General features: G+C 62.0%; 12 protein-coding genes. 3 read left to right on the forward strand and 9 right to left on the reverse strand.

All coding sequences use genetic code 11. From position 1 onward, the window contains the following. Positions 1-15: 15 nt before the first annotated feature. Positions 16-222: a hypothetical protein gene (locus RAD16_RS26910; RefSeq protein ID WP_458160854.1), complete on the reverse strand. Its 207-nt coding sequence runs from the start codon at positions 220-222 to the stop codon at positions 16-18. An 84-nt stretch (positions 223-306) separates the two neighbouring features. Here RAD16_RS26910 and RAD16_RS26915 point away from each other — a divergent pair, with 84 nt between their 5' ends. After that, positions 307-1,113, forward strand: coding sequence for a response regulator (locus tag RAD16_RS26915; protein ID WP_458160855.1), 807 nt, complete (start codon positions 307-309; stop codon positions 1,111-1,113). 119 nt (positions 1,114-1,232) lie between these two features. Here the strand turns inward: RAD16_RS26915 and RAD16_RS26920 are convergent, their stop codons facing one another. Continuing rightward, complete coding sequence (locus RAD16_RS26920; protein ID WP_458160856.1) at positions 1,233-3,788, reverse strand: ATP-binding protein; 2,556 nt, start codon at positions 3,786-3,788, stop codon at positions 1,233-1,235. 151 nt (positions 3,789-3,939) lie between these two features. Continuing rightward, the gene (locus RAD16_RS26925) at positions 3,940-4,272 is read right to left on the reverse strand and encodes a cytochrome P450 (RefSeq protein ID WP_458160857.1); all 333 of its coding nucleotides are present in this window, start codon (positions 4,270-4,272) and stop codon (positions 3,940-3,942) included. A gap of 655 nt (positions 4,273-4,927) precedes the next feature. On the opposite strand from RAD16_RS26925, the gene RAD16_RS26930 reads away from it, so the two are divergent. Beyond that, entirely contained in the window at positions 4,928-5,917 is a 990-nt protein-coding gene (locus RAD16_RS26930; protein ID WP_458160858.1) for a GntR family transcriptional regulator, read from the forward strand. 1 nt (position 5,918) lies between these two features. Continuing rightward, complete coding sequence (locus RAD16_RS26935) at positions 5,919-7,070, forward strand: ABC transporter substrate-binding protein (protein WP_458160859.1); 1,152 nt, start codon at positions 5,919-5,921, stop codon at positions 7,068-7,070. A gap of 24 nt (positions 7,071-7,094) precedes the next feature. Here RAD16_RS26935 and RAD16_RS26940 read toward each other — a convergent pair whose 3' ends face one another. From RAD16_RS26940 to RAD16_RS26965, 6 genes are read right to left on the reverse strand one after another with little or no spacing between them, the layout of a single operon-like run. After that, positions 7,095-8,876 carry a hydantoinase B/oxoprolinase family protein gene (locus RAD16_RS26940; RefSeq protein ID WP_458160860.1) on the reverse strand — a complete coding sequence of 594 codons (1,782 nt, stop codon included), beginning with the start codon at positions 8,874-8,876 and terminating at the stop codon, positions 7,095-7,097. Beyond that, positions 8,873-10,951, reverse strand: a complete 2,079-nt coding sequence (locus tag RAD16_RS26945; RefSeq protein WP_458160861.1) for a hydantoinase/oxoprolinase family protein — start codon at positions 10,949-10,951, stop codon at positions 8,873-8,875. Before RAD16_RS26945 ends, RAD16_RS26940 begins: the two co-directional genes overlap by 4 nt. A 55-nt stretch (positions 10,952-11,006) precedes the next feature. Then, a complete protein-coding gene (locus RAD16_RS26950) occupies positions 11,007-12,650 on the reverse strand; it encodes a dipeptide ABC transporter ATP-binding protein (RefSeq protein WP_458160862.1) in 1,644 nt (547 codons plus the stop codon). 3 nt (positions 12,651-12,653) lie between these two features. Next, positions 12,654-13,523 carry an ABC transporter permease gene (locus tag RAD16_RS26955; protein ID WP_458160863.1) on the reverse strand — a complete coding sequence of 290 codons (870 nt, stop codon included), beginning with the start codon at positions 13,521-13,523 and terminating at the stop codon, positions 12,654-12,656. A gap of 24 nt (positions 13,524-13,547) precedes the next feature. Continuing rightward, positions 13,548-14,489, reverse strand: a complete 942-nt coding sequence (locus RAD16_RS26960; RefSeq protein ID WP_458160864.1) for an ABC transporter permease — start codon at positions 14,487-14,489, stop codon at positions 13,548-13,550. A 4-nt stretch (positions 14,490-14,493) separates the two neighbouring features. After that, positions 14,494-16,074 carry an ABC transporter substrate-binding protein gene (locus RAD16_RS26965; RefSeq protein WP_458160865.1) on the reverse strand — a complete coding sequence of 527 codons (1,581 nt, stop codon included), beginning with the start codon at positions 16,072-16,074 and terminating at the stop codon, positions 14,494-14,496. Positions 16,075-16,144: the final 70 nt, after the last annotated feature.

Below are 16,144 nucleotides of genomic sequence, written 5' to 3' on the forward strand. Positions count from 1 at the left end.
CCCAACGAAAGGAGGTCACTTCCAGGCCCCGCCTCCATTTCCGGCGAAGCGTTCATGCAGTCGGAAATCAACCAGCGCACCGATGTAATCGTATGCACTGCCAACGGAAAGGTCGTAGTCGGCCCCCTTAAAGCGCCCATTTGGCAAATCAATACGAATTGATTTCACGGACCGGCCTTTTCGCATCAGCGCTGCAACCAACTTTTGTGGTGGCGCGGCCACTTACTTGATCCGCGAACTAGCGTCGCAAAACGCGTATTCGATATGGCGCATCCCAAAGCGATCCGGGAGCGTCGGAGAAATAGAATGGACGAATGTATCGATAGAACAACCGCTCTTTTCGCCGGCGCGGCAGATGGACCGCCTGGACTAACAGACACACCCCGCAAAGAGCACCCGACGTTCACATGCCTCCTCGTCGAGGACGATGACGCCCTCCGCCTCCTGGTAGCGAATTATCTGGAGGAAAATGACGTCCGCGTGATCTGCGCATCCCGGCTGTGCGACGTGGCACCGCTGCTTGCGCGCAACCAACCCGACCTGATCGTGCTCGATTTGCGGCTCGGGCGAGAAGATGGCCTCGATCTGCTTCGTGAACTCCGCGCGCGATCCGATATACCCGTCATCATCACGACCGGGCACCGGCCCGACGAGATCGACCGTATCGTCGGGTTGGAGCTCGGAGCTGACGACTACATCACCAAGCCATTTAGCTTGAGGGAATTGTTGGCCCGCATCCGCACCATCTTGCGACGCCGAGACGCGGAACCGACCAAACGGCGGCGCGAGAGCGAGAGAGGCAGCCTTCGCTTTGGGGGATGGCGCCTCGAGCGGCGGACGCGCCGCCTCACCAATCCGCGAGGCGAACCGGTCGCCCTTACCAAGGGGCAATATGCGCTATTGACAGCATTCCTCGATGCACCACAACGGCCGCTGTCCCGCGAATACCTGCTGCAAGCGACGCGCGTCCACGAAGACGTATTCGACCGCAGCATCGACATGCAAGTCATGCGCTTGCGCCGCAAGCTCGAGGACAGCGGGGGTAGCCCCTCGATCATCCGTGCCGAACGCGGCGTAGGCTACGTTTTCACGCTTCCTGTGGCGACTTCATGATACCGAGGCTCAGGCTTTCCAGCCCATTGCCTGATGACGGGCTGAAATTGATACGATGAAACTCCGGCAATTTGCTTTCAAGGTCGAACGAAAATGCAGCAAGTACAGTTGCCCCAGCTTCATCGGTCGGCTGACGAGGACCCTGCACAGCGCAGGACTTCCTGGAGGCTCCGCGCCAGGTCTACAGAGCGGAAAGGTTTGCGTATGATCGAAAACTCATCCACCGCATCATGTCGTTGCAACACATCTCTCGCGTAACCCGACGTGAGCAGTATCTTGATGCCTTTCCGCAGTCGCCTCGCTTCGCGAGCAAGCTCAACTCCGCTCATACCTTTTTGCATCACGATATCGCTGAACAAAAGTTCAAATTCCTGGTCACTCTGAAGGATCCGAAGCGCCTCCGCGCCGCTCCGGGCACAAGAAACCTGATAGCCATGTACGGTCAGCATTTCCGACGTGACTTCCAGAATATCGTCGTTGTCATCGACCAACAGGATTCGCTCCGAGCCGGTTGCCATAGGCTGAGCCTGTCGGGTTTCTTCCTCCGGTTCAAGTTTCTGCGTGGCCTTAGGCAGATACAGAGCAATCGTGGTTCCCGCTCCAAGTGCACTTTCAATGGTAATGTGCCCTCCGGACTGTCGGACAAAGCCATAGACCATGCTGAGGCCAAGCCCGGTCCCCTTGCCGACCTCCTTGGTCGTGAAGAAGGGCTCAAACACCCGATCCAGCACTTCAGGAGACATCCCGCACCCGGTGTCTGTGACGGACAGCCTGACGTAGGCCCCCGCCAAACACCCCGCAGTGGCGCCCTCTTCCGCCACAATGTTCCGCGTTTCGATCTGGAGCACACCGCCATCCGGCATGGCATCGCGTGCGTTCAGTACCAGGTTGAGGAGAGCGGTTTCCAGCAGCGACGGATCAACCTGGCACATCCATAATTGATCATCGGTCCGCAGCTTGACCTCGCATGCCGCCCCGACGGCCTGCCGAACGAGCCCCTGAAACGCGGAAATGAGCTGGTTGGCGTTGACCACCTTTGGGTTCAATGTTTGCCGCCGTGAAAACGCCAGAAGCTGCGCTGTCAGTTCTGTCCCCCGGTCAATGGCACGCCGCGCGGCCGCGGCGAACTTGCGAACTTTGCCGACATCCGTGGCCGTCTCGACGAGTTCGAGATTCCCGGAGACCACCGTGAGCAGGTTGTTGAAGTCGTGCGCAACTCCGCCAGTAAGCTGACCTACGGACTCCATCTTGTGGCTCTGGTGCAACTGCTCCTCGGCCAGGCGGCGCGCCTCCAGGGCATGCTTGTGTTCGGTGATATCGCGGAGAAAAATTGCGATGCCCTGGCTGGAAGGAAACGCATTGATTGCGTACCAGATATTCCGGCGCGGGCAGTACACTTCGGCGAATGCCGGATGATCCTCCGGCACTGTCTCCCGAATTTGGTGCAAGATTTCCCTGTCACGGTCGGCTCGAAACGCCTCGAACAGAGTCATGCCGATGATATCGCGGCCCTCGGCGACCTGTGCCCAGGCCGGCCCGTTGATATAGCTGACGCGCCAGTCCCGATCGATGATGACTACGCTGTCGTTTGTGCTTTCAAAGATCGTAGTGATCCGGGCGGCCGCCTCCTCGGCTATCTCCTTTGCCTTGGACAATTCCTGCTCACGGTGCTCCAACGCGTCCGCCATGGTGTTGAACGCGTCGGCCACCCGCGCGATTTCTGCATTTCCGCTGATGTCTACGCGGCGGGAAAATTCACCGAGCCGCCATTGGTTCGCGGCATCGACCAGCTGCCCAAGCGGGCGATGGATGAACTGCCGGGCCCCCAACGACACCAGTGCTAACACCAGCGCGGTACTCAAGAGGATCAGGAATGTGTCGCGCAGCGTTTCACGTTGAATCTCGGCGAACGCCTGCGCCTTGTCGAGGCCGAAGCTGACGACAAGCCCGCCGGAGTCGTCCTGGAGGGCGGAGTAGCCTTCGATCCGCTCGACGCCGTCGACATCGACGATATCGACCGCGCCGCGGTCGTCCACCGTCGAATGTTTGTCACCGGGCATCTTTGTACCGGCAAACCGGTCGTTGTCGGGATAGCGGGCAAGATAGGTTCCGTTGCGGTCCGTGACGGCGAGCGCGACTCCTTTCGAAGCTCCCTTTTGGGCGATGTCGTCGGCGAGCCACTCCAGGCCCAGACTCGCAGCGACAACGCCGCCCATACTCCCATTGTCGTCGTAGAACGGCAGTGCAAACAGTATGACCTTCCGGCCTGACGCCAGACCTATCGAGAATTCTCCGACCGCGAATGCACCGGTCGCGAGCGCTCTCGCGAAGTAGGCGCGCTTGGAAACGTCAATCTGCTTTTGATCGCCGGTGTGGCAAAAACTCACGCCGTTCAAGTCGGTCGCGAAGAAGGTAATGAAAGCGGGAAACCGCTCCTTCACCGCAGCGAGGTAAGTCGTGCATCCCAGGCTATCCCTCGACTTGATCTGTGGGAGTTCCGACAGCGCGACCAGGACCTGACGAATTCCCTGGACGATTTGTTGCTGGTCTGCCGCCGCGAGCTTGGCCAGGCTCAGCGCATGGTCCTGCACTTCGAGTTGGCGCGCGCGCCGACGATCGAATTCGTTGTACGCTTGGAGCGCGATCGCCGGCAAAAGCGCGACAGCCACCAGCACGAATAGCCTTGACAGGAGAGTCACTTGCGATCTGGCCCCAACCTTAGAATATTCGTTCGCCGAAGACGATTGCGCCTCTGTTTAAGACGGTTTTTTCAGAGGAGTGCTGGTTGCCGCCCTGATGGCGATATCCGATCCTCCTCACGCAAGGCTACCGGAGTACGATCGCACTGGGAGCGTCTTGGGGCCTCCGACCACGAGGAGGCGGAGCGTTTCGGTTCGCCGGCGAGCTCCAGAGTGTCGAGCCGGGGATCAACTCGTCCAACGGGATGCGCATCTCCAGCCGAGCGAGATGCGGTCCAAGACAGGCATGGGCCCCCACACCGAACGCGATATGCGGGAACCCATCGCGATCGACCCGAAAGCGCTCCGGTTTGTCAAACACGCTCTCGTCGTTGTTGGCCGAAAGATATGACAGCATCAACCAGTCGCCCTCGCGAATAAGCCGACCTCCCAGCTCGGCATCTTCAGTCGCCGATCGCATGAAATGGCTGACTGGGTTAGTCCGAACACTCCGTCGCGGCAGCCGCCATCCTCGCCGAAGTGCGCAGGTATGAGGCGACAAGCCGGTCACAGCATGGTTTCAGCCCGGACAAAGCTCGTTACAACTGTGATTTGGGGATTTTGATCGTTCGCCGGAAACGATCGGCGCGCAGTTCTTCCTGCCACTCGGCGAGCGCCTGCGCCCAATGAACAACGCTCCCAAATTAACCGACTCGTCGCACGTCGTGCGACGTACGACCATAAAAAGCGTCGCACGAGACCCGGTTTGTTCCGTTGAAGAATTTAAAGCAGCCCTCGCGGGGCCAATCTCTTAAGGGTGGTGGGCGCACCAGGGCTCGAACCTGGGACCCGCTGATTAAGAAGCGCATGATTCCATTGCAAAATCAACGACCATTCCGACAAACGTGTCGTTGATCCCGCTTTGGACCAGCAGTTGGATTTCCTTTTGTCGGAATGGCTCGGCACCGAGCAAGAGCCGCTCGCACCAGCCTGCAAGGTAAGGCGGCGGGAGTTCGAGACAGGCAACGCGACCGCCCCCCCACAGCAGTGGCGGTCCTTGCAAATGATCCGCAACACATTCTAGAAATAGTGGATCAACAATCTTCTCAGGTAGTCGCTCGCCATATTCAAGGACCATGCGGAGTAAGGGGTATTACAGCCTTGTTCGAACTCTTCTGAAGGAGAACATCCGTCAGGGCCGGATTCCACATGGAACACGTCTCTATACGGCCGCCGTCGCAGACCGGCTGTCACTGAGCCCCCCGCCCGTCCGCCGGGCACTCGACCAGCTCATGGAAGAAGGTGTCCTAATCCTCCATCCCCAGCACGGCTATGTTGTGGGCAGCAATGTCCAGGAGGCTGGACAGCCAGGGCGCGAAAACCTGCATCTGCTGGACCTCGATCTGTCGCTGCTCGAGGGCGGCAAATCGACGCCACTGGCGCCTCGTTGGGAAACGATCCTCGAAGAGGTCAAACGGGGCGTCCTGCGCGCGATTCCGTTCGGTACCTTCCAGATTTCCGAGACCGGAATCTGCGACCATTTTGGAGTCAGCCGCACCGTATCCCGCGAGGTGCTTGCGCGGCTAGATACACAGGGGCACGTCGAGAAGAGCCGCAGCTCCCACTGGATCGTCGGCCCGCTCTCGGCCCGGGCGCTCGACGAAACGCACGAAATGCGCCGCCTTCTCGAGCCGCAAGCGCTGATGGATGCGGCACCGCGCGCCGACCAGAAGCGTCTGCTGGCCATGCGGCGCGAGATCGAGACGTTGCGCAGGAGAGACGACGTCCTGACAATCGAAGAGATCGCCGCCGCCGAAGCCGCGTTGCACCGCGAACTCCCGGGCGGATGCCGTAACCGCCGCATGGTCGCCAACGTCTTGAACTTGCAGATTGCGCCGGTTGTCGATGATCTGTTCCGTGAGCATATCGGCGTGCAGGACGAATCCGCCCTGCTCGACGAGCATGACATTGTCCTTGCACATCTCACCCGCAGGGATCCCGAAGGCGCCGGACAGGCATTGAGGCGTCATCTCGACCTTCAGCACCAGCGCACGCGGGCAAGACTCAAGGTCCTATCGATCTTCGACGCACCGAACGATCTGCCGTATCTCACGCGAATTCACTGATATGAGCCGCCCGCGCCTCCGTGTCATCGCTCGCCGGGAATTCGTGCCCGAGCCGCTGAAGGTCGAGGCTATGCGCGCGCTCGACATCGACATCATCTTCGACGTCGTCGATACGCTGGATGGACTGCGCCGCGTGGTCACGGCGCCCGAGACTTTCGACGTCTATCACCAATGGCACACGGTCGACCTCATCTGGACGTCCAGGGCGATCCAGCCGATCGCGCTCGATCGCCTGAGCTGCGCCGCCGCCCTGCGCGCCATCTCGCGGCCTCCGCTTGATGCGTTGTCGCCTCCCACCGTCACGCGTAAACTGTTCCTCCAGGCGGACGGCGAGCTCGAAGCCGCACCGAGCGGTCACGTGTCGATGTTGCCGGTTCTCCGCGGCGTCGATTGCTTCGCCTATCAGCCGGCAGTCCGCGACCTGATCGGCCCGGATGCCCGTGAAAGCTGGGGCTGGTTGTTTGACGATCGGTTGCGGGGCCATGTCGGGTTGCTGTCAGATCCCGTTCTCGGAATGATCGAGGCGGCTCTGGCGACGGAAGCTTCCCGGAATATCAGCTTCGACGACATCGGCAATCTCTCCATCGAGGACATCGATCTGGTTGCCGATACGCTGATCCAGCTCAAGAAGCTCGGCCATTTCCGCGGTGTCTGGTCAAATTATGAGGAGGCCGCGCGTCTCATGCAGCGCGGCGCGCTGGTGCAGAGCATGTTTACGCCGGGTGCGACGCGTCTGCGCCGGGAAAACTTGCCCGTGACCATTGCCAATCCCATCGAGGGGGGCCGCGGCTGGCATTCCGATCTCTGCATCTCGTCGGCGACGCACGGGAAGGCGCTCGATGCAGCCTACGCCTATCTGAACTGGTGGGCCGAGGGCTGGCCGAGTGCGTGCCTCTCGCGTCAAGGCTATTACGCCTTCTTCCCCGAACGCGCGCGCAGCTATCTGGAGCAGGACGAGTGGGACTATTGGTATGATGGCCTGCCCGCCGCACGTGCCCTGCCCGATCCTTTCGGCGAGCCCGCGATTCCCGCCGGGCACGTGCGCGAGGGTGGCTCTTATGCGACTCGCATGGGGCGCGTGCGCGTGTGGAACACATTCATGGACGAGCACACCTATCTGGTCCGCCGTTGGCGGGAATTCCTCGAAGCGTGAGGATCTCCGGCAGCGGCCTGCCGATCACTGGCGGCTCAGCCGTTCGGCGCGTGTCGCGGCGAGATCAACGCCTGTTTCGTTCACAACGACCCCATAGTCCCCAAGTGCGGTGTCGGGACCGAAATAGCCTTCGCGCACGTCGTGCAGCACAGCTTCCGGATCACGCTCCAGCGGATTGCCATAGCCTCCGCCGCAGGGCCCAAGGCAAATCAGACGGTCACCCGGCCTCGCCTTGAGATAGGAGACCTTCGAGACAAGATCCTTCGTGACTTGATTGTCTGAAACGAGCGTGATCGATGCGGTCCTGCCATCGTGGCCGCCGTCATAGCCCCATGGCCGGTATTTGTGGCCATCGCCCTCGATCGAGAAGCCGCCGTCCTTGAGAAAGGCGAATTCGCGCACGCTTCCGATGCCGCCACGCCAGCGGCCCGCCGGCACAGCCCCTTCGCGCAATTCGTAGCGGTTGACGCGCAGCGGCAGGTGCATCTCGATGTCTTCGATCGGGTTGTTCCTCGTGTTGGCATAAAGTGTGTCGACCGCATCCATGCCGTCAAGTCCGGCGCGGCCGCCATAGCTGCCTTCGAGGATCTCCATGTGAACCCAGTGCCGTCCATCCTTGAAGCCCGAGAACGAGGCGATGCGGAGATTGCCGATACCTGCCGATACCTTGGTCGGCACCACATGCGCCAACGCCTTCATCAGCGTATCGGCGAGCTGATTGCCGGGACAGAAGCGCGCGATCACCGGCGCCGGAAATTCGGGATTCGCAAGACACCCCTTCGGCGCGACGATAGTGATCGGACGCGTCAAGCCCTCGTTCTGCGGAATGTTGCCGTAAATGACGCTATCGAGCAGGATCGAGCGCAGCGTCAGCCAGACGGCACAATCCACCGTCCCCTCAAACGGCATGTTGACCGGCTTGTCCGGAATCTGCGGCGCCGTTCCGGTAAGGTCGACGACCATGGAATCGCCGCGAATGCGGAGCGTGACTGCCAATGGCATGTCCTTGCGGGCCGGATCGGGATCGTCGAGATAGCCGTCGATATGGCCGACCGCGCCATAGTCGCCGTCAGGCAGCGCACGGATCGTGTCGCGCATCAGTCGCTCGGAATAGTCCATGAGATCCGCATGGGCGGCCCTGAGCTTGTCGAGGCCCCACGTGCCGATCAGTTCGAGATAGCGATCCGCTCCGATCCTCGCCGCCTTGATTTGGGCTTCCATGTCACCGACCACGAGATGCGGCGCGCGCAGATTGGCTTCCAGGATGTACCAGACCGGATCGACGCGGCGGCCCTGATCGTAGACTTTCACCGCTTTGAATTGCAGCCCCTCGGCGTAGGTGTCGACGGCATCGACGATACCGCAGCTCCCCGGCGAGAGGGCGCCGATATCGAGATGATGCGCCGTCGTGGCCGAGAAGCCGACAAGCTCGTCATCGTGAAACACGGGCACGCAGAAGGCAACGTCAGGACCGTGGCTTGCGCCGCCATAGGGATCATTGTGCATGATGACGTCGCCGGGACGGATCACGTCGCCCCGCTCCTTCATCGTTTTCAACAGATGACGAATGTAACCGGGAATCGGACCAGACTGCAGCGGCGTCGACATCCGGCACTCGCAGAGCTGGCTACCCTCGGCATCGGTCAACGCGGTGCCGAAATCCTCGGACTCTCGGATGATGGACGAATAGCTCATACGCATGAGCTTGTGGCCCATCTCGATGGCGATATTATCGAGCGCCCCCTGAATGACTGCAGCAGTGATCGGATCGATGCGGCTTTCGCCCTTCGGCTGATCTGCGGTCACGCGCGGTCTCCCAAAGTGATGATGATGCTGCCCGATGGATGGACGCAGGCCTCCGCTCCCGGCGGCACGACCGTCGTGCTGTCCTGCTGGACGACGATGGCCGGTCCCGCGAACGGGATCTCGACCGGCAGGGCCGCGCGCCGATAGACCGGCGTGTCGAACATTTTCAGCGCACCATTGATGCGGAAGGTGCAGCGGTTGCGGCGCAGCTCCGCTTGTGCGAGCGGGCCGCCCCTGGGCGCGCCCTGCGGCGGCAGCTTCGGCAGCGCACCGATGCCGGTGACCCGAATATTGACGATCTCGATGACGCTGGCCGTGAAGGCATGGCCATATTCCTCGGCATGCCTGTCGTGAAAATCCCGCCAGACCTTGGCCATCGCTTCCGGCGTCGTCGGACCTGGCGGGAAGTCGATCTTCAACTCGTAGCCTTGACCGACGTAGCGCAAGTCGCCACTGCGCCGGAAACTGACGGCATTGTCCGGCACGCGATCAGCCCTGAGGCGCGCGGCCAATGACGCTTCCATCTCCGCGAAATTGCGGCTCAGCCGATCGATATCGAGCGCCTGCGACGTCTGGAACTGCGTGCGCACCTCGTCATATTTCAGATCCGTCGTCAGCAACCCGATCGCGGAGGTGATACCGGGATATGGCGGCACAATGATCTCCGGGATCGACAGCATCGCGGCGACTTCCGCCCCATGCAGCGGCCCGGCGCCGCCCATGGCGACCAGGGCGAAGCGGCGCGGGTCAATGCCCTTCTGCACTGTGCGAGAGCGGATTGCGTTGGCCATGTTGGCGTTGAGCACGGTCAGCACGCCTTCGGCGGCCTCGTCGATCGGCAAGCCAAGGCGCTCCGCGAGTTCGGCAACGACCCGATGCGCGGCTTCGGCATCGAGTTTCATGCCGCCACCGAGGAAATTATCCGGATCGAGCCGGCCGAGGACGATATTGGCGTCGGTGACTGTGGGTTCGTTGCCGCCGCGTCCATAGGCCGCCGGTCCCGGCACAGCGCCTGCGCTCTGCGGCCCGACGCGGAAGGCGCCGCCGCGATCGATATGTGCGATCGAGCCGCCCCCGGCACCGATCGTGTGCACGTCGATCATCGGCATCAGCAGAGGAAAGCCGGCCAGCGAGGTCGATCGCGCATCCGTCTCTGCAAAGCGGCCGCCGCGAATGATGCCGATATCGGCCGACGTGCCGCCGATATCGAAGGTGATCAGATCGTTTCGGCCGGCGAGGTCGCCGACCCAAGCTCCCCCCAATACGCCAGCCGCAAGGCCGGACAGCAATGTCAGCGCCGGCTTCTCCGTCACCATACGCGCGGTTGCGGCGCCGCCATTCGAGGCCATGATCCGGAGTTCACCGGCGATGCCGAGATTGAACAGCGCGGCTTCGAGATTGGCGATATAGCGCTCCACCTTCGGACCGATGGAGGCGGCAAGTGCCGCGGTGGTGAAGCGTTCGAACTCGCGGAACTGGGGCGATATGAACGACGAGGTCGTGATGAAAGCGTCCGGCATGACCTCTTCCACGATCGCACGGGCGCGGAGCTCGTGAGCGGGATTGAGGAATGAAAACAGGAAGCAGATGACGACGGCTTCGACACCCTCCGCCTTCAGTTCTTCCGCCGCGCGACGGACGCCTGCTTCATCGAGAGCAATGAGTTCCCTGCCGTCGGGCGGTGCGAGGCGGCCGGCGACCGTCTTGCGATAGCGACGCGCGACCGGCGGCCGGTTCTGCCAGGGTAGCTCCTGCATGATGGAGTAGTGCTCGACGCGCTGGTGCCGGCCGATATGCACGATGTCACGAAAGCCTTCGTTCGTGATCATGCCCGTACGGGCAATCTTGTTCTCCAGCACCGCGTTGGTCGCCGTCGTCGTACCATGGAAGACGTAGGCGATCTCCGACGGCTTGGCCCCCGCGCTCTCGCACAGCTCCTTCACGCCCTGCATGACGCCGACGGACGGATCGTGCGGGGTCGTGGACACCTTGTGAATGACAACCTGACCGCTCGTCATGTCGCAGCAGACGAGATCCGTGAACGTTCCGCCCACATCAACGCCGATCGTTTTCATCTCACCTCGTCTTCTTGCACTGATTGTCGACAGTCCTGCCGCGGCGGATGCCGCCTCACGCGGACCGGCTGTAGGGGCGGAAATTCGCGAAATCCCAGTCGCGGCCGGGAGCTGCGGTAATCAGCTCTCGCGTATAAGTGTGCTCGGGCGTCGCCAGCACCGCATGAGCCGTGCCGGCCTCGACCACCTGCCCGTCCCGCATCACGGCGATCCGGTCGCAGATCTGCGCGGCGACGCGCAGATCATGGGTGATGAAGAGGATGCCGACACCGCGCTCATCGCAGATGCCGCGCAGGAGTTCGAGCACCTGCTTCTGAACGGAGACGTCCAGAGCCGAGACGGATTCGTCGGCGACAAGGACATCCGGATCGAGCGCCAGCGCACGGGCGATACAGATGCGCTGGCGTTGCCCGCCGGAAAACTGGTGAGGAAAACGCATCAGCATGTCCCGCGACAATCCGACCCGCTCGAGCAGCACCGCGGCGCGCTCGTAGGCGTCGCTCTTCGGCGTCCCGAAATTGAGCATGCCTTCGACGACGATGTCACGCACACGCTTGCGCGCGTTGAGCGAGCGGAACGGATCCTGAAATACAACTTGGAGGCGGCGGCGATGCGGACGGAGCGCTGTCTCTCCGAGCCGCGAGATGTCAACGCCATCGAGCACGATCGAGCCCTGGGACGGGCGGATCAACCGGGTGATGCATCGGGCAAGCGTCGTCTTGCCGGAGCCGGACTCGCCGACAATACCCAGGATCTCGCCGCGTCGCAGGCTGATGTCGGTCGCTTTCAGCGCGTGCACCGGCGGCCGGGGCGAAAAGAGGTCACCAACCTTGTACGACATCGCCAGATTCGAGACGCTCAGCACCTCGGCATCGATCGAGGCCGGCCTCTGCGGCGGCACCAGGCTCGGAACCGCCGATGCCAGCATCCGCGTGTAGTCGGCTTGCGGGTTCGACAGAACGTCCGCCCGGCTGCCGATTTCGACCATCTTGCCGCGATTCATCACAACGATCCGGTCGGCGATTTCCGAGACGACTCCGAAATCATGGGTGATGAACAGGACGGCCGTGCCGAAACGTTGCTGCAATTCCGAGATCAGCAACAGGATCTGCCGCTGGGTAGTGACGTCGAGCGCCGTCGTTGGCTCGTCCGCGATCAGGAGCTTCGGGTTCATGATCAGCGCCATGGAGATAACGATACGCTGACGCTGTCCGCCCGAAAGTTCATGCGGATAGGAGGCGTGGATGCGCTCCGGGTGCGGCAGCCGCACCGCCTCGAACATCTCCAGCACACGGCGGCGGCGTGAGGCCGCATTGCGCTCACCGTGCACTCGCAGCACCTCCTCGACCTGCGCCCCGACCTTCTCGACCGGGTTCAGCGCGGTCATCGGTTCCTGAAACACCATCGACATGCGGGACGCCCGCATCCGGCGCAGCTCCTCGGCACTGGCCGACAACACGTCCGCACCATCGACCGTGATGTGGCCACCTGCGACCTCCAGCGCGGCTGGATCCAGCAGGCCCATCACTGCGAGCGACGTCACGGACTTGCCCGAGCCGGACTCTCCGACCAGGCAGAGCGTCTCACCGGCGCGAACGCCAAAAGTGATGCCATCGATGACCGGCGCACCAGACTGTTTCAACGCGACGGTCAGCCCCTCGATGCGCAGCACTTCCGCGGCCGCATTGATTTCCGTCATGGATCAGCCCCTACGCGCGAGCTTTGGATCGAGCGCATCGCGCAAGGCATCGCCAATCAGATTAATGGCAAGCACTGTCAATGCGAGCGGGATGCCGGGAAAGAAGACGAGGCCGGGTCTGAGCTGAAAATAGGAGCGACCGTCGGCGATGATGTTGCCCCAGGACGGGACCTCTGGCGGTAATCCGACGCCAAGGAAGCTCATCACGGCTTCCGTCAGGATGGCCGACGCCAGGATGAAGCTCCCCTGGACGATCAACGGCGCCAGCGTATTCGGCAACATATGGCCGAGCAGGATGCGCCAGGCCGGCGTCGCGAGCGAGACTGCCGCCTCGACATAGGCTTCGTTGCGCAAAGAGAGAATGAGGCCGCGGACAAGGCGCACGACACGTGGAAATTCGGGGAGCACGATCGCGAGCAGCACCGTGACCAGATTGGCACCGGTGATAGCGACGAGCGCCACGGCGAACACGATCGACGGGATCGACATGATGCCGTCCATAACCCGCATCAACACGCTATCGACGATTGGGAAATAGCCACAGACAAGGCCGATCACGAGGCCAAGCAGCAGCGATGCCCCCGCCGCGACGACGCCGACGACCAGAGACGTCCGCGCGCCGTAGACGACGCGGGCAAACAGATCGCGCCCCATCGTGTCGGCGCCGAACCAGAATTGCGCCGAAGGCGGCTTCAACCGGTTCACGGCGTTGATCAGAATCGGATCGGCGCTGGTCAGCAGCGGCGCGAGGATCGCAACCAGAACAAGACACGCCAGGAAAGCTGAAGCTGCGATCGTAAGCCCATTGCCGCGTAGGCGTGCGCGCCACTGCCCGGCTCCGCGCTCCCGCGCGGCAGGCAAGACGGCGGACATTTTTATGTCGAGTTCTCCCACCGATCAGGCCCGGATGCGAGGATCGAACACCATGTAGAGGACGTCGACCGCGAGGTTGATGAGGATGTAGATCAGCGACAGGAGCAGCATCAGGCTCTGGATCAGCGGATAGTCGCGCGCAAGCACCGACTCCACCATCAGCCGGCCAAGACCGGGGATGTTGAAGACGCTTTCCGTCACGACCACTCCGCTGATCAGGAAAGCTGCGCCCGCGCCTGCCACCGTGACGATCGGCACGGCTGCGTTGCGCAGCGCATGACGAAGCACGACGCGCGCCTCGGGGACGCCCTTGGCCCTCGCCGTCCTGATGAAATCTTCGCCCAGGATCTCCAGCACGCTCGAGCGGGTGATGCGAGCGATAAGGGCGACATAGACCGCCGACAGCGTCAGCGTCGGCAGCGTTGCAGTTTGCAGAAAACGCACGGGATCCGCCGCGAGCGAGGTGAATCCCTGTACCGGAAACCAGCCAGCGTTCAGCGAAAAGAGGTAGATGAGCGCATAGCCGGTGACGAAGACGGGCGTCGAGAAGCCGAGAACGGCCATTATCATCACCAGGCGGTCGCTAAGCCGGCCGCGCGCCCAGGCGGCGTAGACGCCCATGGGAATGGCGACCAGCAGGGAGAATGTCATCGTCGTCACGGCGAGCGAGAGCGTCGGCCCGATGCGCGACGAGATCATCTCGGAGACCGGCTTGTGCGAATGCAATGACGTTCCGAAATGCCCCTGGCCGAGCTGACCCAGCCAGTAGAAAAACTGGATGTGGAGCGGTTGATCGAGGCCTAGCCGTGCGCGGATCTCGGCGAGCTGCGCCGGAGAGGCTGAATCGCCAGCCATGATTGCTGCCGGATCGCCCGGCGCGAAATGCAGCAGGGCAAACACGATGAGTGCGACCACCCCCATCACGGGGATGGTCATCACGGAGCGTCTGACGATATAGCCAAACATCGTCCTACGGCGCGCCCTTGGAGACGTTCCAGAAGATGTTCGCCGGCGCCGGCAGTACGCCCTTGACGTCCTTGCTGTAACCGCTGATGCGGGCGAAAGAACCAAGAGGCGCGAAGACGCCTTCGTCATAGACGATCGACTGGATCTTGGTCGTGATCTCCTTGCGCTCGGCTTCCGACCCCGCGGTCAGGAAGGCCCTCGTGAGCTGCGGAATGGCGGGTACCTCGGCCCAGCCGGCATAGCCGCCCTTACCTTCCGCCACGATCATGAAGTTGCGCAGCGGCTCCTGGATTTCCGTGTTGTGCCAGCTGGTGATGAAGATGCTCCAGCCACCTTCCGTCGTCGGTCCCTGATTGGCACGGCGCGACAGCATGGTCATGAAGTCCATCGCCTGCAAGTCGACCACAAAGCCCGCAGCGCGAAGCTGTTGGGCCATGACCGGAGCGACCGAGGACAGCGAGGGAATGTCGGAGATGTGCAGGATGGTAACCGGCTTGCCGTCGTAGCCGGCTTGCTTCAGCAAGGCCTTCGCTTTCTCGACGTTCGGCCTCATCACCATCTCTGCCAGCACATCGCTCTCATACGGCAGCCCGCAACCGAACACCGCGCCGCAGAGCTTGTAGTTTTCCGGCGCTCCGAACTGGGCCTGCATGACTTCCTGCTGCCCGATTGCCCAGAGCGCCGCCTGGCGGACCAGCTTGTTGTTGAACGGTGCCTGGAGATGATTGAAGCGATAGCTGATCTGGTAGCCAAGCTGGTCCAGACGCGCCGTCGTTACCTTCGACGCGTTCACGAGCGGCATCAGGTCGGAATTGATGTTCTGGACGTAGTCGACTTCGCCACTGTTCAGCGCGTTCAGCGAGGTCAACGGATCGGCCATTTCGATACGGGTGATCCGATTGACCTTTGCGAGCTTGCCGCCGGCAAACCAGCTCGGCTCTTCCTTGCGCGGCACGTAGCTCTCGTTCTTGACGTAGACCGCCTTGACGCCCGGCTGATATTCGTCGGCCTTGAAAATGAACGGCCCGGAGCCGGTATAGTCGGTGATCGCCTCGGTCACCGGGGTCTCCGCGACTTTTGCCGGCATGATGAAGAGCGGAACGCCACTCGGCTTGGCAAAGGCGTCGAGGATGACTCCGGACGGGGTCGACAGCGTGAGCGAGAAAGTCTTGGCATCGGCGGCAGAAACGTCCGACGTGATCGACATCAAGGCGATGCCCATGCGATCGCGTTTACCCCAGCGCTTGATCGACGCGACCACGTCCGCCGCGGTGACGGGAGCGCCGTTGTGCCACTTCAGGCCGTCGCGCAGCGTGAACGTATAAACCTTGCCGTCCTCGGACACCTTGTAGCTATCGACCATCTGCGGATGAATCTTCTGCTGCGCATCGAGCGCGAACAGCGTGTCATAGATGAGATAGCCGTGGTCACGCGTCTGGTGCGAGGCGCTGAGGATCGGGTCGAGATTGCCGAGCCGGCTTTCCATCACGATCTTCAGCTCGCTTCCCGTTGCCGGTGCGCAGATCAACAACGTCGATACGACGGCAGCCAGAAGCGACGATGCCATCTTCGTATGCAGCTTCATTTCAGTCCCCTAGATTGCGCGGTAACGCAGTGCCTCCCCGCAAGCTTCATCGCGGAGAGATCGTCGGTCA

Source organism: Bradyrhizobium sp. 18BD, assembly GCF_054185225.1.